This window comes from Lysinibacillus sp. fkY74-1 (genome assembly GCF_053165895.1).
Genome location: NZ_CP170173.1, coordinates 4,114,755 through 4,134,043, shown reverse-complemented (window position 1 = coordinate 4,134,043; position 19,289 = coordinate 4,114,755). Strand labels below are relative to the sequence as shown.

Annotated in this window: 15 protein-coding genes, 8 tRNA genes and 3 rRNA genes; 22 read left to right on the top strand and 4 right to left on the bottom strand. The window is 41.3% G+C overall.

The annotated features are described in order from the left end of the window. The first annotated feature begins 28 nt into the window (after positions 1–28). From ACE1MS_RS20440 to rrf, 22 genes are all read left to right on the top strand, one after another. Positions 29–1,087 carry a LolA family protein gene (locus ACE1MS_RS20440; RefSeq protein WP_012295787.1) on the top strand — a complete coding sequence of 353 codons (1,059 nt, stop codon included), beginning with the start codon at positions 29–31 and terminating at the stop codon, positions 1,085–1,087. A 195-nt stretch (positions 1,088–1,282) separates the two neighbouring features. Next, a complete protein-coding gene (gene alr, locus ACE1MS_RS20435; protein ID WP_036162357.1) occupies positions 1,283–2,404 on the top strand; it encodes an alanine racemase in 1,122 nt (373 codons plus the stop codon). A 295-nt stretch (positions 2,405–2,699) separates the two neighbouring features. After that, entirely contained in the window at positions 2,700–2,963 is a 264-nt protein-coding gene (locus ACE1MS_RS20430; RefSeq protein ID WP_036162355.1) for a hypothetical protein, read from the top strand. Positions 2,964–2,967: 4 nt separating this feature from the next. Further along, positions 2,968–3,318 carry a type II toxin-antitoxin system PemK/MazF family toxin gene (locus ACE1MS_RS20425; protein ID WP_008177055.1) on the top strand — a complete coding sequence of 117 codons (351 nt, stop codon included), beginning with the start codon at positions 2,968–2,970 and terminating at the stop codon, positions 3,316–3,318. 352 nt (positions 3,319–3,670) lie between these two features. Continuing rightward, positions 3,671–4,072 (top strand): anti-sigma regulatory factor, encoded by a 402-nt coding sequence (locus tag ACE1MS_RS20420; RefSeq protein WP_012295785.1) that lies wholly within the window; start codon positions 3,671–3,673, stop codon positions 4,070–4,072. A gap of 12 nt (positions 4,073–4,084) precedes the next feature. After that, a complete protein-coding gene (locus tag ACE1MS_RS20415) occupies positions 4,085–5,083 on the top strand; it encodes a PP2C family protein-serine/threonine phosphatase (RefSeq protein ID WP_036164783.1) in 999 nt (332 codons plus the stop codon). A 69-nt stretch (positions 5,084–5,152) separates the two neighbouring features. Further along, on the top strand, positions 5,153–5,485 hold the full coding sequence (locus ACE1MS_RS20410) for an STAS domain-containing protein (protein ID WP_031416479.1): 333 nt from the start codon (positions 5,153–5,155) through the stop codon (positions 5,483–5,485). Further along, positions 5,485–5,955 (top strand): anti-sigma B factor RsbW, encoded by a 471-nt coding sequence (gene rsbW / locus ACE1MS_RS20405; RefSeq protein WP_008177047.1) that lies wholly within the window; start codon positions 5,485–5,487, stop codon positions 5,953–5,955. The genes ACE1MS_RS20410 and rsbW overlap by 1 nt, the downstream gene beginning before the upstream one ends. Continuing rightward, positions 5,933–6,718 (top strand): RNA polymerase sigma factor SigB, encoded by a 786-nt coding sequence (gene sigB / locus ACE1MS_RS20400; protein WP_012295782.1) that lies wholly within the window; start codon positions 5,933–5,935, stop codon positions 6,716–6,718. Before rsbW ends, sigB begins: the two co-directional genes overlap by 23 nt. Positions 6,719–6,861: 143 nt before the next feature. After that, entirely contained in the window at positions 6,862–9,033 is a 2,172-nt protein-coding gene (locus ACE1MS_RS20395) for a Tex family protein (RefSeq protein ID WP_012295781.1), read from the top strand. Positions 9,034–9,100: 67 nt separating this feature from the next. Continuing rightward, positions 9,101–9,559, top strand: a complete 459-nt coding sequence (locus ACE1MS_RS20390; RefSeq protein WP_012295780.1) for a SprT family protein — start codon at positions 9,101–9,103, stop codon at positions 9,557–9,559. 91 nt (positions 9,560–9,650) lie between these two features. Next, positions 9,651–9,727: transfer RNA gene (locus ACE1MS_RS20385), tRNA-Asn, on the top strand. A gap of 1 nt (position 9,728) precedes the next feature. Continuing rightward, positions 9,729–9,800, top strand: a tRNA-Glu gene (locus ACE1MS_RS20380). A gap of 28 nt (positions 9,801–9,828) precedes the next feature. Then, positions 9,829–9,904: transfer RNA gene (locus tag ACE1MS_RS20375), tRNA-Asp, on the top strand. A 5-nt stretch (positions 9,905–9,909) separates the two neighbouring features. Further along, positions 9,910–9,984, top strand: a tRNA-Gln gene (locus ACE1MS_RS20370). Positions 9,985–9,999: 15 nt separating this feature from the next. Next, a tRNA-Lys gene (locus ACE1MS_RS20365) sits at positions 10,000–10,072 on the top strand. 66 nt (positions 10,073–10,138) lie between these two features. Beyond that, positions 10,139–10,224: transfer RNA gene (locus tag ACE1MS_RS20360), tRNA-Leu, on the top strand. Positions 10,225–10,254: 30 nt separating this feature from the next. After that, a tRNA-Arg gene (locus tag ACE1MS_RS20355) sits at positions 10,255–10,331 on the top strand. A gap of 16 nt (positions 10,332–10,347) precedes the next feature. Further along, a tRNA-Gly gene (locus ACE1MS_RS20350) sits at positions 10,348–10,421 on the top strand. A gap of 197 nt (positions 10,422–10,618) precedes the next feature. After that, positions 10,619–12,170 (top strand): 16S ribosomal RNA (locus ACE1MS_RS20345). A gap of 307 nt (positions 12,171–12,477) precedes the next feature. Continuing rightward, positions 12,478–15,405 (top strand): 23S ribosomal RNA (locus ACE1MS_RS20340). Positions 15,406–15,592: 187 nt separating this feature from the next. Then, positions 15,593–15,708 (top strand): 5S ribosomal RNA (gene rrf / locus ACE1MS_RS20335). Together the 16S, 23S and 5S rRNA genes with 8 tRNA genes alongside form the textbook arrangement of a ribosomal RNA operon. A 38-nt stretch (positions 15,709–15,746) precedes the next feature. Here the strand turns inward: rrf and ACE1MS_RS20330 are convergent. The 4 genes from ACE1MS_RS20330 to ACE1MS_RS20315 all read right to left on the bottom strand — a co-directional run bounded on the left by ACE1MS_RS20330 (position 15,747) and on the right by ACE1MS_RS20315 (position 19,283). After that, complete coding sequence (locus ACE1MS_RS20330) at positions 15,747–17,198, bottom strand: alanine/glycine:cation symporter family protein (protein WP_447402587.1); 1,452 nt, start codon at positions 17,196–17,198, stop codon at positions 15,747–15,749. Positions 17,199–17,465: 267 nt separating this feature from the next. Further along, positions 17,466–18,686 (bottom strand): NAD(P)/FAD-dependent oxidoreductase, encoded by a 1,221-nt coding sequence (locus ACE1MS_RS20325; RefSeq protein WP_036163908.1) that lies wholly within the window; start codon positions 18,684–18,686, stop codon positions 17,466–17,468. Then, positions 18,676–19,017 (bottom strand): (2Fe-2S)-binding protein, encoded by a 342-nt coding sequence (locus tag ACE1MS_RS20320; protein ID WP_031416268.1) that lies wholly within the window; start codon positions 19,015–19,017, stop codon positions 18,676–18,678. The genes ACE1MS_RS20325 and ACE1MS_RS20320 overlap by 11 nt, the downstream gene beginning before the upstream one ends. Further along, positions 19,014–19,283 carry a (2Fe-2S)-binding protein gene (locus tag ACE1MS_RS20315; RefSeq protein ID WP_012291914.1) on the bottom strand — a complete coding sequence of 90 codons (270 nt, stop codon included), beginning with the start codon at positions 19,281–19,283 and terminating at the stop codon, positions 19,014–19,016. Before ACE1MS_RS20315 ends, ACE1MS_RS20320 begins: the two co-directional genes overlap by 4 nt. Positions 19,284–19,289: the final 6 nt, after the last annotated feature.

Genomic DNA, 19,289 nt, shown 5'->3' with positions numbered 1-19,289 from the left:
TGGATTTGAAAGAAGAAAGGGTGAAAGCGTGGGCAACCGAATAGTTAAATGGCTCGTCTTATTTTGTACAATATTACTTCTGTCGGCATGTGGTACAGCCTCACAGGAAAAAGTGTTGAAGAAAGTGAATGGTAAATGGGGAGAGACAAATGGCTATGAATTAAATGCTACGATGGAGATTAAATCTGGTGGTGAGCCTAGAAATTATAATGTAACAGTTTGGCATACTAAACCTGATTTCTATCGAGTAGAAGTCATGGAAAGTGGAAAAGATGTTTCTCAAATGATTGTGCGTAATGCGGATGGCGTATTTGTTGTGACACCAACATTAAACAAAATGTATAAATTCCAAAGTGATTGGCCTAAGAAAAATAGTCAAGCTTATCTGATAGGAGCTCTAGCAGAAGATTTAGCAGAAGATAAAAATCTTGTCATGAAAGAGGAAGAAAAAGCATATATATTTGAAGCGGCTACTAGAAATAGCTATAAAAATAGTATGCCTCATCAGGTCATTACAGTAGATAAGAAAACATTATTACCAACTTCTGTTGTTATTATGAATGATGTGAAAGAAGAACAAATTCGAATTACATTTAAGAAAATCAAATTAGGTGTGCAACATGCTGCCAAAGAGTATGCAGTTGAGCAATTTACAGATAAAGATAACACGAAAGGTGAACAAGCTACACCAGCTGAAAAAGATGGTAAAGAAGAAAAAGAAGACAAAGAAGCAGTTGGTGCAGATGTAGAGTACCAAGAGTTCCAAACTAGCTACCCAGTATTGAATTGGGCCCAATTGGCGAATGAAAAAGTGGTTCAAGAAAGTGGGATGGAACGCGTTATCTTAACATTTGAGGGTGAAAAAGCCTTTACAGTTATGCAGCAGCCAGTGACAAAGGAAAACTCTATGCTACCAGTATCTTCACCAGGTGATCCAGTTGATTTAGGTTTTACAATAGGTGCGATCACAGATACTTCAATTAGTTGGGAAAAAGATGGTGTTGAATTCTTTGTAGCGTCCAGTAAATTAACGCGTGAAGAAATGATTGAAGTTGCTACATCCATGACGATAAGTAGTATGAAGTAACTTTACTAGCTACAGCTTTCTAGTTGAAGAAAGCTGTAGCTTATTGACAATATAAAAGTTTGTGGTTTAGAAAATGTTAAGTGATTGCCTTTAAAGTAAAAGTCTCACGACTAATAAACGTAAAATTGTACAAGCTATATAAAAAATATGTATGTAATACATAATGTTTTAATAAAAAATAAAGAGGGTATTCTTATGAAGACACAGCAATATTTTCGACCAACGAAAGCAATGATTGATTTACAAGCAATCCAACAAAACATTAAAAACTTAAAAAAATTTATACGACCTAATGTTCAAATAATTGCAGTAGTAAAGGCGAATGCATATGGTCATGGAGATGTAGCCGTAGCACAGGCAGCTCTTGAGGCTGGTGCCACAATACTTGCAGTGGCCACGCCTGATGAAGCATTACATATTCGAGCACATTTTGAAGAACCAGACATACTAATATTAGGTGCATCTCCAGTTTCTTTTGCTCCTATCGCAGCTCAACAGCGTATTATGCTTACTGTATATGCAAGTGAGTGGGTACAGCAAGCAGCACCACTATTAGCAAAGGAAGCGGAACCTTTGCAACTACATATAAAAGTAGATAGTGGTATGGGTAGAATTGGCATTCGCTCTGAGCAGGATTTGTTAGCATTGTATCAAACAATTGAGTCTATTGATAATGTAGAGCTGAATGGAATATTTACGCATTTTGCAACAGCGGATGAGAAAGATACAACTTATTTTGATGAACAAGTACAATTTTTTGAAAGTTGTTTAGCGGTGATGCCGAAAAAGCCACTACTTGTGCATGCATCTAATACAGCAGCTTCATTAGTTAAGGATTCTAACTTGCAGTACGATGCTGTTAGATACGGGATTTCAATGTATGGTTTATCACCTTCCTCCTATGTAGAAAGTATCCTACCCTTTGCCTTACAACCTGCATTTTCACTTGAAAGTGAACTTGTTCATGTAAAGGAAATAAAAAAAGGTGAATCTGTAGGCTATGGTGCAACATATGTTGCGCCATCAAATATGTGGATTGGAACTATTCCAATAGGCTATGCAGACGGTGTTATCCGTAAGTTAGGAGGACAAGAAGTTTTAATTGATGGACAGAGAATGCCGATTGTTGGACGAATTTGTATGGACCAATGTATGGTTGCCCTTCCAAAAGCATATGCTATAGGTGAGAAGGTAACACTTATTGGCCAACAAGGACAGAACAGGATTTCGATCGATGAATGGGCAACTAAGCTTGAAACCATTAACTATGAAATACCATGCATTATCACAGCAAGAGTTCCTAGAATATACTTTTAATGAACACACTTATGCCAATATATTATAGCTTTCAATTTTTGCCAGTATGAAGAATTTGGTTAATTAATGAGCACTGGAGATTTTATTTCTTTTCCAAATGTTAGATAGATGGATCATAACTGGTAATAAGTTGCAATAATAATTATTCGTCATATACCTTCGACAGCCAACATATTTTTACAATTTGTACTTCAAATTGTCAGATATTTTGTCATTTCATGTCTTTTCAACAATATCTTTCAATGATAGAATGGGAAGTAATGAAAAGTGTATGGTTCCGTTGGAGGTGCTTGCTGTGTACGATAAAAAGTTAAGAGAAGCTACAATTGCTGTTCAAGACAGATTATTTCTACAAACAAAGGAAGTAATTGAAGGTGAATCTTTTGTGCGTTCTTTAGCGCGCAAAAATTTAATGCAGGAGCAACCAAATCAAATACGGGAAGCTATGATTAAAGGATATGTTGAAATGTCTCATATTAATTTAATGATCGCGAGTGAATGCTTGCATGCAGAATATGAAGCACAACATATGGTGGAGCGTCTCGTAAGCGGGGGATGACACTTTGAATGTAAAACGTGGTGACGTTTTTTTTGCAGATTTATCACCGGTAGTAGGCTCTGAACAAGGGGGTACTAGGCCGGTGCTGATTATTCAAAATGATATTGGCAATCGATTTAGTCCGACTGTCATCATCGCGGCTATCACTGCACAGATTCAAAAGGCAAAGTTACCGACACACGTTGAAATCAATGCTGAAAAGTATGGTTTTGAACGTGATTCGGTTATTTTGCTAGAACAAGTGCGGACAATTGATAAGTCAAGATTGACAGATCGTATTACACAACTTGATCATGCAGTAATGGAAAAAGTTGATGGTGCGTTGATGATCAGTTTAGGTCTAGTTAAATTTTGATATACATATGTGTATAGAAAGCATTGGGATAAGTGATATCTCGATGCTTTTTTTATTTATTTATTCATCAGATTTTGAAACACCTATTTCATTAGAACGTAGGAAGAGGGTTGAAATGTTTGATGTGGGCAAAAAATCTCACCGTCAGTATGCTAGGACGTATTTGATAAATGGTAGAAAAAGAATTAAGATATACACAAGATTTTTAATAAAAATAGATTATTGAAAAAATTCTTAAAGGTATATGAAAATATACATAGAATATTCCATTTATAAATTCGATATAGTTTGTGTGTAATATGTCGAATAAAAGTATAAGGGTATTACTCCGTAAGGAAATGGAGGGACAGCAGTGACAAGTAAGTCTTCGGTTGAAATTATTACAGAGTGGGATATTATTGCAGCAAGACAACTGGGGCGTAATGAGGCAAAGGCACTTGGATTTGGCACTGTTGATCAAGCTCGTATAACCACAGCTATTAGTGAATTGGCAAGGAATATCTATTTATATGCCAGAATAGGTATAATTGAAATTGAAAGAATTGAGACAGAAACTGAAAAGAAAATAGTAATTGTTGCAACTGATCAAGGACCTGGAATTAAGGATATCCGTAAAGTAACAGAAGATGGTTATTCTACTTCGGGGGGCCTCGGTGCTGGCCTTCCAGGCGTTAAGAGATTGATGGATAGCTTACACATCCAATCTGTCATGGGAGAGGGTACAACAATAAGAACCGAAAAATGGCTGCGTTAGGACGTGAAGAAATTGAAACAATTAGAAGCTCAGTATAAAAATATATTGTCAGATTATATGATGAATCAAACAGAAAATAATTTATATATTGCTCAAAATTTCACACGTCAATTAATTCAAAAAAGCATAGCCCCTGAGGATGTTGTTAGTATTCATAAAAATGCTGTGGAAGCATTATTTCCTAATCGAAATGATGAATCTCAGCCAGCATATGATTTTCTTATTGAAGTTATGGTGCACTATGGTATGGCACATCGAGAGCATCAAAGCTTACTTCAAAAACAGGCCGAATATGAATTGGAAATGAGGATTGCGACTAACATTCAAAAGACCCTATTAAAATCAGATGTGCCCGAGCTACAAAGTATTGATATAGGAATGATTTCTGTTCCTATTCGTAAAATGAATGGTGATTATGTTCATTTTTTTCATGATGGAGAAGAATATTTAAGTATGGCAGTAACTGATGTTGTAGGCAAGGGAGTACCTGCCGCTTTATGTATGTCTATGGTGAAATATGGACTTGAGACATTGGGTTATGCCTATAAAGATCCTTCATATGTTTTAGAAGTCATTAATAGGGTAATAGAAAAAGGTGTTGATGATAGTATGTTTGTTTCTATGTTCTATGGCTGCTTAGATATTCGCCAAAACATATTTTCCTATGCTTCTGCAGGACACGAACCGGCTTTACATTATAGGGCTAAGCAAGATGAATTTGTTCCATTAGAAGCTAAAGGCTTATTACTAGGTGTGTTGTCAGAAACCAAATATACATTTCATGAAATTGTCTTAGAGGAAGAGGATTTAATCATCATGATGACCGATGGCGTAACAGAATTTAGAGGGCAGGATGACTTAAATTCAAGAGATATTATTGCTACAGTCATAAAAGAAAATAAGTATTTATCAGCTCAACAATTATGTCTGCTTCTATATAGAGAGATAGAGAAAGTACAGAATTTTAAACTGAGTGATGATTTTACTGTAGTTATTTTAAAAAAAATTTAAAAATAGGTTTACGTTTTAATGAAACAGGGAACAGAAAATAGTCTAACAAATATGGTGGAGGTGTGCTATATGGACGTGACAATACATTTTAAAGAAATTGATCATAAATTATTTGGCTTTGTTGAAGGTGAAATTGATACGTTTACGGCATCTGGATTACGTGAAGAATTGGAAGCTGTGAAGATTACAGAAGGAATGGAAATTGAACTTGATTTATCCAAGGTAAATTACATGGATAGTACAGGACTCGGGATTTTTGTTGCCTTTTACAAAAGAACATTACGTGAAAATGGCAAAGTGAAGCTCGTTGGTTTATCAACTAGATTACAAAGATTGTTTGAAATTACAGGACTAAGTGATTTGATGGATATCGAAACTGATAAAAAGGTGGAATTAAGATAATGAAGGAATTTGACTATATTGAAATTAGAGTTCCTGCTAAACCGCAATTTGTCAGTGTTATTCGGTTAACTGTCTCGGGCTTAGCAAGCAGGATTGGCTTTAATTATGATGATATCGAAGACTTAAAAATTGCTGCAAGTGAGGCTGTCACTAATGTCGTCCATCACGCTTATAAAGAAGATGAAGAAGGTGAAATCGTCATCGGATGTGCGTTATACGACAATAAAATGGAATTGATGATTGCTGACTACGGCAATAGTTTTAATTTCGAGGAAATTAAGACTAAGATTGGACCGTACCATCCTGAGGAAAATATTGCTGGGCTAAGAGAAGGTGGGTTAGGACTTTATTTAATGGAAACTTTGATGGATGAGGTGATGATCAATAACGATGGTGGCGTAACTGTCTTTATGACAAAGTATGTCACTAGGGAGCAGGTGGAAAAAAATGTCGAAAGAATCACTACATAAATCTTCATCCAAGGAAGATGTATTAAAGTGGATTGAATTGTACCAATCAACGGAGGATGATGAAGCGCAAACGAATTTAGTGATTCATTATCGATATCTAGTTGAGTCAATAGCACGTAAATATTCGAATGGTAAATCTTATTATGATGATATTGTTCAAGTAGGGATGCTGGGTTTATTAGGTGCAATCAGACGTTTTGATCCAAATGTTGGTCGGAGTTTTGAGGCATTTGCTGTCCCAACAATTGTTGGGGAAATCAAGCGCTTTTTACGTGATAAAACATGGGATGTTCATGTGCCTAGACGCATAAAAGAGATAGGGCCGAGAATCAAAACAACAGTGGAGGCGCTGACTATTGAATTGCAGCGTTCTCCGTCCATTCAAGAAATTGCCGAGCGTTTAGAGGTAGCGGAGGAAGAAGTATTAGAGGCTATGGAAATGAGTCGTAGCTATCAAGCTCTTTCTATGGATCATTCAATAGAGTCAGACTCAGATGGTAGTACAGTTACACTTTTCGATATTTTGGGTAGGGAAGACGATGGTTATGAAATGACTGATAAACGAATGATTGTTTCCGAGGCAATGGTTGTTTTGAATGAAAGAGAAAAACAAATCATTCAGCTTACATATTTAGAGCAATTAAGTCAAAAAGAAGCTGGAGAACAATTAGGAATTTCTCAAATGCATGTTTCTAGAATACAAAGAAAAGCAATCAAGAAATTACAAGAGGCTATTCTAGCAAGTGGCGGTGTATCGCTCTAATCCATCAATGGGTGTGCTGTGAATCATACTAAACACCTTTTAAATGTTTCAAAATAGTCTACTCCTTTTCGTTTGGGTAGACTATTTTTTTGCATTTTTAGTAATGTGTAATGGTAAAATGAAAAGAAAAAGGTAGTGATGATGTGGAACAAAAGCAAATGTTACAGCTCATTGCAAAAGATGTAGCGGTTAAACCAGGGCAAGTTGATGCTGTTATTAAATTATTAGAAGAGGGAAATACAGTTCCGTTTATTGCGCGTTATCGAAAAGAAGTAACGGGCTCTCTTGATGAGGTGCAAATTAAAGCTGTAGAGGATCGTTATCACTACATACAGCAGCTCGAACAACGGAAAGAAGAGGTTATCCGATTAATCCAAGAGCAAGAAAAGCTTACGCCAGAATTAGAAAAATCTATTCTTTCAGCAACAGTTCTACAACGTGTAGAGGATTTATATAGACCGTACAAGCAAAAGCGACGTACGAAGGCAACCATTGCAAAAGAAAAGGGATTAGAACCACTGGCCGATCTTTTATTAGCTTTTAGTCACGATACGTTAGAGCAACTAGCCATTAAATTTGTCGATCATGATCAAGTAGCCAATGCTGAAGACGCGCTTGCAGGGGCGAGAGATATTTTGGCAGAACGCTTTGCTGATGATGCTGCTATTCGAGAGAAAATTCGTACGTATTCTTTGAAAGATGGCGTACTTGTAACAAGTGTGAAAAATACAGAAATAGACGAGAAAAATGTATTTGAAATGTACTACGAATATGAGGAGCCTGTTAATCGAATTGTTCCGCATCGTATTTTAGCAATAAATCGTGGAGAAAAAGAGGATGTGTTAAAAGTTTCGATTCATGTTCCAGTGGATCGAGTATTGATGATTATGTGGAAGGAATGGATACCAGCAACGGGTTCATCCCCAGCTATTGCTGAAGTGAAGCTGGCTATCGAAGATTCATACAAGCGTTTGATTCAACCTTCTATAGAAAGAGAAATACGTAATGAGCTTACTGAAAAAGCAGAAACACAGGCGATTCATATTTTCTCAGCAAACTTACGGAATCTATTATTACAGCCGCCTATGAAAGGCAAATATGTCTTGGGCGTCGACCCAGCCTATCGTACAGGTTGTAAATTAGCTGTTGTCGACGAAACCGGGAAAATGCTAGAGGTTACCGCTATCTATCCACATCCCCCTAAACCAGATGTGGCAAAATCGAAAGCTGTTGTAAAAGCAATTTTAGCAAAATATCCAATAAGTATAATTGCTATTGGTAATGGAACAGCTTCCCGTGAAACAGAACAATTTATTGTTGATGTATTAAACGAGCTAACTACTGAAGTAGCCTACGTTATTGTGAATGAAGCGGGAGCATCTGTGTACTCAGCATCGGATATTGCTCGGGCGGAATTCCCTGATTTACAGGTTGAGCAACGAAGTGCCGTGTCTATTGCCCGACGTTTACAAGACCCTTTATCAGAGCTAGTAAAGATTGAACCAAAAGCAGTTGGAGTGGGTCAGTATCAGCATGATGTTTCTCAAAAGAAATTAAATGAATCACTAACATTTATAGTAGAAACAGCTGTTAACCAAGTGGGAGTTGATGTAAACACGGCCTCTTCATCACTTTTGCAATACGTTTCTGGATTATCAAAAACTGTTGCAGAGAATATTGTGAAGGTTCGAGAAGAAAATGGTCAATTCACTACCCGCGTGCAATTAAAAAAAATTCCAAGATTAGGTGCTAAAACCTATGAACAAGCCATTGGTTTCTTACGTATCTCCGAGGCGAAAAATCCATTTGACGCTACTGGCATCCACCCTGAAAGCTATCATCTTGCAGAACAGATTTTATCAGAGGCCAAAATCGATAAAAAAGAACTTGGAACGAAAAAAGCGGAAGAAGCAATTGCTGCTTTGGATATTCATCAATTAAGTGAAGTACTAGAGATTGGTGTTGTAACAATTCAAGATATAGTAGATACTTTAATGAAGCCAAGCCGTGATCCACGTGACGCGTTCCCGCAGCCATTGCTGAAAACAGATGTATTGAAAATGGAAGATTTAAAGGTTGGTATGGAGCTACAGGGGACTGTGCGGAATGTAGTAGACTTTGGAGCTTTTGTTGATATTGGTGTGAAGCAAGATGGACTTGTACACATATCTAAACTTCAAAATAAACGCATTAAACATCCATTAGAAGTTGTAGCGTTAGGAGATATTGTAACCGTTTGGGTAGAACAGATTGATGTTAGTAAAGGGCGAATTTCTTTAACAATGCTCCCTCCTAAAAATCAATTAATAGATTGAGTAATAAATTTTTACCACGCTGTGCATACTACACAGTGTGGTATTCTTGTTGTTGGAGGTGATCAAGTTGGACAATGAGGAACTACAACAGCTTGTATGTCGAATTTCTTTGGAAAGTTTTCAAAAGCCATTTATACACCAGGCTTACTTTAATGGAAGATTACGTTCAACAGGCGGTCGATATCTTTTACAATCACACAATATTGAAATCAATCCTAAAGCCTTTGAGTTATATGGTATTAAAGAAATCCAGGGCATTGTACTTCATGAACTATGTCATTACCACTTGCATATCGAAGGTAAAGGATATCAGCATCGAGATAAAGAATTCAGAGAACTATTAAAGAAAGTAAAGGCACCTCGTTTTTGTTCAGCGTTACATACTTCTAAACCATCAATTAAAAAGCAACGACGCTACACATATACCTGTGTTAATTGCCAGCAATTATATATAAGGAAAATTAAAATGAATGTTGAAAAGTATTGTTGTAGCAAGTGTTTGGGCAAGCTTGAATTATTAAAGTAAAAAAAAATAAAAAAAAGATTGACGTATTGTTTAGTTATCCCTATAATAGTAAAAGTCGACAAGATAACGACGACAATATAACACTTATTATTCCGAAGTAGCTCAGTTGGTAGTAGCACCTGACTGTTAATCAGGTTGTCGCAGGTTCGAGTCCTGCCTTCGGAGCCATGGCCCCTTGGTCAAGTGGTTAAGACACCGCCCTTTCACGGCGGTAACACGGGTTCGAATCCCGTAGGGGTCATTTTCATCATTTACTTTACAATAATATTGGTCCCGTGGTGTAGCGGTTAACATGCCTGCCTGTCACGCAGGAGATCGCCGGTTCGATCCCGGTCGGGACCGCCACTTATTGGGGTATAGCCAAGCGGTAAGGCAACGGATTTTGATTCCGTCATGCCTAGGTTCGAATCCTAGTACCCCAGCCATTCATTTCTTAATTTGAGCCATTAGCTCAGTTGGTAGAGCATCTGACTTTTAATCAGAGGGTCGAAGGTTCGAGTCCTTCATGGCTCATCTTTTATAAGAAAAAGGTTGACTTTCTATTATTATATAGTACAATGAGAAAGTTACTAATTGAATGCGGTCGTGGCGGAACGGCAGACGCGCTAGGTTGAGGGCCTAGTGGGGGCAACCCCGTGGAGGTTCAAGTCCTCTCGGCCGCACCAAAGTCACTTACAAAATCAATTAATTTATATGCGCCCGTAGCTCAATTGGATAGAGCGTCTGACTACGGATCAGAAGGTTGTGGGTTCGACTCCTGCCGGGCGCGCCATATTTTATTAAATAATGCGGGTGTAGTTTAATGGTAAAACCTCAGCCTTCCAAGCTGATGTCGTGAGTTCGATTCTCATCACCCGCTCCAAAAAAAAGCATTGACAACCTCTTGGTTGTTTGATAAGATTAAATAGTTGTCTGATTTGACAATGCTATGAACCTTGAAAACTGAACAAGCAAAACGTAATCAATAAAGTTTTAAGTAGCTAGCCTAGCTAGTGAACGAAACAAAACTTTGGACATCAAAATGATGCCAGCAAAACAATTTGAGCTAATCAAATTTCTTTTATGGAGAGTTTGATCCTGGCTCAGGACGAACGCTGGCGGCGTGCCTAATACATGCAAGTCGAGCGAACAGAGAAGGAGCTTGCTCCTTTGACGTTAGCGGCGGACGGGTGAGTAACACGTGGGCAACCTACCTTATAGTTTGGGATAACTCCGGGAAACCGGGGCTAATACCGAATAATCTGTTTCACCTCATGGTGAAATATTGAAAGACGGTTTCGGCTGTCGCTATAGGATGGGCCCGCGGCGCATTAGCTAGTTGGTGAGGTAACGGCTCACCAAGGCGACGATGCGTAGCCGACCTGAGAGGGTGATCGGCCACACTGGGACTGAGACACGGCCCAGACTCCTACGGGAGGCAGCAGTAGGGAATCTTCCACAATGGGCGAAAGCCTGATGGAGCAACGCCGCGTGAGTGAAGAAGGATTTCGGTTCGTAAAACTCTGTTGTAAGGGAAGAACAAGTACAGTAGTAACTGGCTGTACCTTGACGGTACCTTATTAGAAAGCCACGGCTAACTACGTGCCAGCAGCCGCGGTAATACGTAGGTGGCAAGCGTTGTCCGGAATTATTGGGCGTAAAGCGCGCGCAGGTGGTTTCTTAAGTCTGATGTGAAAGCCCACGGCTCAACCGTGGAGGGTCATTGGAAACTGGGAGACTTGAGTGCAGAAGAGGATAGTGGAATTCCAAGTGTAGCGGTGAAATGCGTAGAGATTTGGAGGAACACCAGTGGCGAAGGCGACTATCTGGTCTGTAACTGACACTGAGGCGCGAAAGCGTGGGGAGCAAACAGGATTAGATACCCTGGTAGTCCACGCCGTAAACGATGAGTGCTAAGTGTTAGGGGGTTTCCGCCCCTTAGTGCTGCAGCTAACGCATTAAGCACTCCGCCTGGGGAGTACGGTCGCAAGACTGAAACTCAAAGGAATTGACGGGGGCCCGCACAAGCGGTGGAGCATGTGGTTTAATTCGAAGCAACGCGAAGAACCTTACCAGGTCTTGACATCCCGTTGACCACTGTAGAGATATGGTTTCCCCTTCGGGGGCAACGGTGACAGGTGGTGCATGGTTGTCGTCAGCTCGTGTTGTGAGATGTTGGGTTAAGTCCCGCAACGAGCGCAACCCTTATCCTTTGTTGCCATCATTTAGTTGGGCACTCTAAGGTGACTGCCGGTGACAAACCGGAGGAAGGTGGGGATGACGTCAAATCATCATGCCCCTTATGACCTGGGCTACACACGTGCTACAATGGACGATACAAACGGTTGCCAACTCGCGAGAGGGAGCTAATCCGATAAAGTCGTTCTCAGTTCGGATTGTAGGCTGCAACTCGCCTACATGAAGCCGGAATCGCTAGTAATCGCGGATCAGCATGCCGCGGTGAATACGTTCCCGGGCCTTGTACACACCGCCCGTCACACCACGAGAGTTTGTAACACCCGAAGTCGGTGAGGTAACCTTTTGGAGCCAGCCGCCGAAGGTGGGATAGATGATTGGGGTGAAGTCGTAACAAGGTAGCCGTATCGGAAGGTGCGGCTGGATCACCTCCTTTCTAAGGATATTTTCGGAATACAAACCTTGGGTTTGTAAGATTACGTTTTGCGTTCAGTTTTGAAGGTTCATTCTTTCTGAATGAAATACTTCAAAACTTGTTCTTTGAAAACTGGATAAAACGACATTGAAATTGTAACAAACACATTTATTTTTTAAGTTTTTTTATAGGCTTAATAACATGATAAGGTTTTCAGACACGAGCAGTTCTAGGAAGCAATCGAGTAAATGAAGGAGCGTACTTCAGTACGTGACTGATTGAACGAGTGAGGCTGACAACGAAATGTGAAGTGTATGGAAAGCTGATAGGTTAAGTTATTAAGGGCGCACGGCGAATGCCTTGGCACTAGGAGCCGAAGAAGGACGGCACTAACACCGATATGCTTCGGGGAGCTGTAAGTGAGCTTTGATCCGGAGATTTCCGAATGGGGGAACCCACTACGTTTAATCGCGTAGTATCTTGACGTGAATACATAGCGTCTTGAAGGCAGACCCAGGGAACTGAAACATCTAAGTACCTGGAGGAAGAGAAAGAAAAATCGATTCCCTGAGTAGCGGCGAGCGAAACGGGAAGAGCCCAAACCAAGAGGCTTGCCTCTTGGGGTTGTAGGACACTCAATACGGAGTTACAAAAGAGCGAGTTAGATGAAGCGACTTGGAAAGGTCCGCCAGAGCAGGTAAAAGCCCTGTAGTCGAAAGTTCGTTCTCTCCTGAGTGGATCCTGAGTACGGCGGAACACGTGAAATTCCGTCGGAATCCGGGAGGACCATCTCCCAAGGCTAAATACTACCTAGTGACCGATAGTGAACCAGTACCGTGAGGGAAAGGTGAAAAGCACCCCGGAAGGGGAGTGAAAGAGATCCTGAAACCGTGTGCCTACAAGTAGTTAGAGCCCGTTAATGGGTGATAGCGTGCCTTTTGTAGAATGAACCGGCGAGTTACGATTACGTGCGAGGTTAAGCTTTAGAAGGCGGAGCCGCAGCGAAAGCGAGTCTGAATAGGGCGAAATAGTACGTGGTCGTAGACCCGAAACCAGGTGATCTACCCATGTCCAGGGTGAAGGTAAGGTAACACTTACTGGAGGCCCGAACCCACGCACGTTGAAAAGTGCGGGGATGAGGTGTGGGTAGCGGAGAAATTCCAATCGAACTTGGAGATAGCTGGTTCTCTCCGAAATAGCTTTAGGGCTAGCCTCGTGATGAGAATACTGGAGGTAGAGCACTGTTTGGACTAGGGGGCCATCCCGGTTTACCGAATTCAGACAAACTCCGAATGCCAGATATTTATACACGGGAGTCAGACTGCGAGTGATAAGATCCGTAGTCAAAAGGGAAACAGCCCAGACCACCAGCTAAGGTCCCAAAGTAATCGTTAAGTGGAAAAGGATGTGGCGTTGCACAGACAACCAGGATGTTGGCTTAGAAGCAGCCATCATTTAAAGAGTGCGTAATAGCTCACTGGTCGAGTGACGCTGCGCCGAAAATGTATCGGGGCTAAACGATTCACCGAAGCTGTGGATTGACATCTACGATGTCAGTGGTAGGAGAGCGTTCTAAGTGCGTTGAAGTCAGACCGGAAGGACTGTTGGAGCGCTTAGAAGTGAGAATGCCGGTATGAGTAGCGAAAGACGGGTGAGAATCCCGTCCACCGTATGACTAAGGTTTCCTGAGGAAGGCTCGTCCGCTCAGGGTTAGTCGGGACCTAAGCCGAGGCCGATAGGCGTAGGCGATGGACAACAGGTTGATATTCCTGTACCACCTCCTCACCGTTTGAGAAATGGGGGGACGCAGTAGGATAGGGTAAGCGCGCTGTTGGTTATGCGCGTCCAAGCAGTAAGGCGTGTGTGTAGGCAAATCCGCACACTGTAACGTTGAGCTGTGATGGCGAGTCCGTATGGACGAAGTTCCTGATTTCACACTGCCAAGAAAAGCCTCTATCGAGGTGAGAGGTGCCCGTACCGCAAACCGACACAGGTAGTCGAGGAGAGAATCCTAAGGTGTGCGAGAGAACTCTCGTTAAGGAACTCGGCAAAATGACCCCGTAACTTCGGGAGAAGGGGTGCTCTTGAGCGTGCAAGCGCATGAGAGCCGCAGTGAATAGGCCCAGGCGACTGTTTAGCAAAAACACAGGTCTCTGCAAAACCGTAAGGTGACGTATAGGGGCTGACGCCTGCCCGGTGCTGGAAGGTTAAGAGGAGTGGTTAGCGCAAGCGAAGCTGCGAATTGAAGCCCCAGTAAACGGCGGCCGTAACTATAACGGTCCTAAGGTAGCGAAATTCCTTGTCGGGTAAGTTCCGACCCGCACGAAAGGCGTAACGATCTGGGCACTGTCTCAACGAGAGACTCGGTGAAATTATAGTACCTGTGAAGATGCAGGTTACCCGCGACAGGACGGAAAGACCCCGTGGAGCTTTACTGTAGCCTGATATTGAATTTTGGTACAACTTGTACAGGATAGGTAGGAGCCAGAGATCTCGGAGCGCCAGCTTCGAAGGAGGCGTCGGTGGGATACTACCCTGGTTGTATTGAAATTCTAACCCATGCCCCTTAGCGGGGCAGGAGACAGTGTCAGGCGGACAGTTTGACTGGGGCGGTCGCCTCCTAAAAGGTAACGGAGGCGCCCAAAGGTTCCCTCAGAATGGTTGGAAATCATTCGTAGAGTGTAAAGGCACAAGGGAGCTTGACTGCGAGACCTACAAGTCGAGCAGGGTCGAAAGACGGGCTTAGTGATCCGGTGGTTCCGCATGGAAGGGCCATCGCTCAACGGATAAAAGCTACCCCGGGGATAACAGGCTTATCTCCCCCAAGAGTCCACATCGACGGGGAGGTTTGGCACCTCGATGTCGGCTCATCGCATCCTGGGGCTGTAGTCGGTCCCAAGGGTTGGGCTGTTCGCCCATTAAAGCGGTACGCGAGCTGGGTTCAGAACGTCGTGAGACAGTTCGGTCCCTATCCGTCGTGGGCGTAGGAAATTTGAGAGGAGCTGTCCTTAGTACGAGAGGACCGGGATGGACACACCGCTGGTGTACCAGTTGTCTTGCCAAAGGCATCGCTGGGTAGCTATGTGTGGACGGGATAAGTGCTGAAAGCATCTAAGCATGAAGCCCCCCTCAAGATGAGATTTCCCATTACGCAAGTAAGTAAGATCCCTCAAAGACGATGAGGTAGATAGGTTCGAGGTGGAAGTGTGGTGACACATGGAGCTGACGAATACTAATCGATCGAGGACTTAACCAAAAAAGTTTGAAGCATTCAATGAACCGTTTATCCAGTTTTGAAAGAATAATTTCTTTTATAAAGGGTTTCAAGATACGAGTAGTTCGAGGAAGCAATGGAGAGAGGGAAGGAGCGTACTCAAGTACGTGACTGACTGAACGACAGGAGCTGACGAAGAAATGCGATGTATATTGAAAGCCGAACATAGTCTAGTGATGATGGCAAAGAGGTCACACCCGTTCCCATACCGAACACGGAAGTTAAGCTCTTTAGCGCCGATGGTAGTTGGGGGCTTCCCCCTGTGAGAGTAGGACGTCGCTAGGCAACAAAAACAGTCAGCTGTGTGCTGACTGTTTTTTTAGTTAATTCTTTTTATGCATATTACTGTATTCTATCCAAAACTCGGCGTTTTTAATTCCAACTTCTCTTGGATCAAAAATAGGATCTAGACCGGCCTTTTTTTGTCGGTCATAATCTTGCAAAACTCGAATGGCTGGTTTGGTTAATAATACAATAGCAATAAAGTTCAAATAACTCATACTCCCAAATCCAATGTCTCCAAGTCCCCACATAAGACTAACAGATTGAACACTTCCAACATAAACAACTAGTAAGAAGACCATTTTTAATACTAATTTTAAAATGGGGAAGCGTAGCTTATTATCTAAATATACAATGGTTGTCTCTGCAATGTAGTAGTATGCCATTAATGTAGTGAACGCGAAAAGGAATATGGCTGTAGCCACGAATCCACTTCCGAAATCATTGAACACTGTAGATACAGCTGCTTGTGTATAAGCAGTGCCTGCTACGACGCCTGGAATATTTTCAACTAATGGTGCCGTTGTTCCAGAAGGAGTAACATTATACATACCTGTAATGAGAATCATTAAAGCTGTAGCTGTACATACAATGATTGTATCAATATAGATGGAAAAACCCTGAACTAAACCTTGTTTAGCAGGGTGAGATACTTCAGCAGCAGCAGAACTAAATGTTGCTTCTCCCGCTCCAGCTACGTTTGAAAATACCGAGCGTCTTACACCCCAAGCGATTGCAGTCCCCACTATACCACCAAAAATGGCATTTGTACCAAAAGCACTTGTAATAATAAGTTTAACCATACCTGGAATTTCACTTACATTCGCTCCTAAAATAATGAGTGTTAAAATTACATAAGCAAGTGCCATAATAGGAACAACTTTATCTGCAACACGTGCTATACGCTTTACACCACCAAATATGATTAATCCTAAAAGAATAACAATTAGAGCACCTGTTATAAATGGTGGAATATGAAAAGCCGTATTAAAGGAAGTGGCAATGGTGTTCGCCTGGATTCCTGGCACTAGAACACCATATGAGAGACAGATCACACACGCAACAAATATGGCAAATCCCTTTAGTCTCAACCCCTTTTCGATATAATATGGCGACCCCCCGCGATACTGATCATCAGCCTTTTCTTTATATAATTGAGCAAGAGTAGATTCAATAAATGCACTTGCTCCCCCTAAAAAGGCCATAATACCCATCCAAAATACTGCACCTGGTCCACCAGCAGCAATAGCCGTAGCCACTCCTGCAATATTACCAACACCAACCCGCCCAGACAATGCCATACAAAAGGCTTGGAACGATGAGATTCCTTCCTTTGACTCTTTCCGTTCACGTAATAATCGAATCATCTCAGGAATATAACGAAATTGAACAGCTTTTGTTAGGACGGTAAAATAAAGACCTACACCTAATGCTAAGTATACAAGTGCATTCCCCCAAATATAATCGACCAATGTATTAACGATTGTCTCCATAGATGTTTCCCCCTTGTTTTCTTAAATCAAAACGCGAAATTACCACCCTAAAAAATTGTGTTCGATCCATTATTAGCATTCATCTCTTTACCCAAATGATGACTAAAGTGTGTATACAGCTTTAATTTAGATGAATGTTTAAATAGCTAAAACCTCCCTTCATAATTTTTAGGCTCATCATATGTATTGCATGTTTTATGCCATAAAGTAAAAAAGCCTTTTACTCACGAAAATGAGTAAAAGACTTTTACACTTTCATATGGATTTTTAATGAATAGAAAGCGACCCAACAGATTCATTCCAAATTTGCTTCATTTGCTGACGGCCAGCTAAAATTTCTGGATGAAACTGAATATGTGCAGTGGCTCGTGTTTTTTCAACAGCCTGGATGGCAAGCTTAATATCATGGTTGGATGCTCCTCCATTTAGGTGTTGAGCAATTGTAAGAGCTGCAACTTCTCCCTGCGCTAATGCTACCTTGGCTCCTTCAATGCCCGTAATATTTCCTGCTACATATAATCCCTCTAAATTAGTTTCCATTTGTTCATTATGTAAAGGAATGAACCCACCTAATTGTTCGATGTAATGAAATGGACAACCTGCTAAAGAAGCAAGCTCTGCAAGAGGGTACAAACCACCAGCGATACAAATAAAATCTGCTTTGATACGTTGTTCGCTTCCTTTCACAATAGAGCCATCTGTATTCACTGTTGCTAAAATGACCCCTTCAACTTGATTTTTACCAACGATTTCAATAACAGCTTTACGTAACATAATAGGAATATCCCACATTTTCACACCATTTTTGGGATAAAAGGTAATACCAAGCTTTTTCATAAAGTCATTTTTCATCAATTTGCTGCCTATTTTAACAAGAGGGGAGGGAGCCATATGAGCCACATGCAATAATGAGGTCATAACTTCTAAAGGATTGCTATAACCCTCTGTTAATAAGTTAGTGGGGGGTAATGTAATAGCGGCTACATGAACACCTGCTAATTGTAATTCCATTGCAATAGCTGAAGAAAGTACATTAACTCCGACAATGACACCACGTTTTCCAGGTTTCACACGATGTACATTTGTCATTACTTGTGCTGCTCCAACAGACATGACTCCTGGAAGAGTCCAACCTGGAATAGGGAAAGGCGATTCGGCAGCTCCAGTAGCTAATAGCAGGTGTTGGGTACGAAATGCACCTTTAGTTGTATGGATGACCCACATTTGACCTATTTTTTCTAAGTCAGATACACTCGTTTGTAATAAAAATTCAACATGGACTGCTTTAGCTCGTTCTACTAAACGTTCTGATTCTACAATACCGTTCCACCATGTTCCTGGCTTCTCTTCATAAAGTTGTCCTAGTAATCGCCCTCCAGCATATAAATATTCATCGATAACAAGGACTGCAATATTTTTTTCTGCTAATGTAATAGCCGCCGCAAGACCCGCAGGACCAGCCCCAATTATAATTACTTTATTGTTCATCGTTCTTCCTCCAGTCTCTTACTGTCGTAGGAAGTGTCTGCCCACTTTTTACAGCCATGCCATCTGAAAGAGGAGTTAAGCATGCTCGTTCACCTTCTAAGCCATTTACATTGACACGGCATTCAAAACAATGACCAATATTACAATAGATGCCTCGAGGCTGGCCAGTTTCTTCGTGCAATCTTAAAGTGCGTATTCCTTGTGCTAGCAATGCAGCAGCTAGGGACTCGCCTTTGTAACCTTCAAACAAATGATCGTCATAAGTAAAAGTTACTTTTTCTTTTTGCGTTAAAGCCCCTAAAACTGGGTGGTTTATTATACGCTCTGTCATGATTTTACCTCCCCTAAATTGGAGAATCGTACTGGTCGAATAGGGGCTTGATGTTTTAATGAAACTTCATCATTTTTGCGAGGATGATGAAGATGAGCAATAGAATCTACCATGGTACGGCATGTACGACCGCCACAATAGCCCATTCCTGCACGCGTTCGTAATTTCAGTTCTCGTGCAGAGCACTTATATTTTGATGCGCTTTCTACTAATTCATCGTAACTAATTTCTTCACAACGGCATACAATCATAGATTTATTTTGCATAGTTCC

Coding starts and splice junctions, on each gene's coding strand:
- alr (WP_036162357.1), top strand. CDS start 1,283: ATGAAGACACAGCAATATTTTCGACCAACGAAAGCAATGATTGATTTA.
- ACE1MS_RS20410 (WP_031416479.1), top strand. CDS start 5,153: ATGGACGTGACAATACATTTTAAAGAAATTGATCATAAATTATTTGGC.
- rsbW (WP_008177047.1), top strand. CDS start 5,485: ATGAAGGAATTTGACTATATTGAAATTAGAGTTCCTGCTAAACCGCAA.
- sigB (WP_012295782.1), top strand. CDS start 5,933: ATGTCGAAAGAATCACTACATAAATCTTCATCCAAGGAAGATGTATTA.
- ACE1MS_RS20330 (WP_447402587.1), bottom strand. CDS start 17,198: ATGGAGACAATCGTTAATACATTGGTCGATTATATTTGGGGGAATGCA.
- ACE1MS_RS20325 (WP_036163908.1), bottom strand. CDS start 18,686: ATGAACAATAAAGTAATTATAATTGGGGCTGGTCCTGCGGGTCTTGCG.
- ACE1MS_RS20320 (WP_031416268.1), bottom strand. CDS start 19,017: ATGACAGAGCGTATAATAAACCACCCAGTTTTAGGGGCTTTAACGCAA.
- ACE1MS_RS20315 (WP_012291914.1), bottom strand. CDS start 19,283: ATGCAAAATAAATCTATGATTGTATGCCGTTGTGAAGAAATTAGTTAC.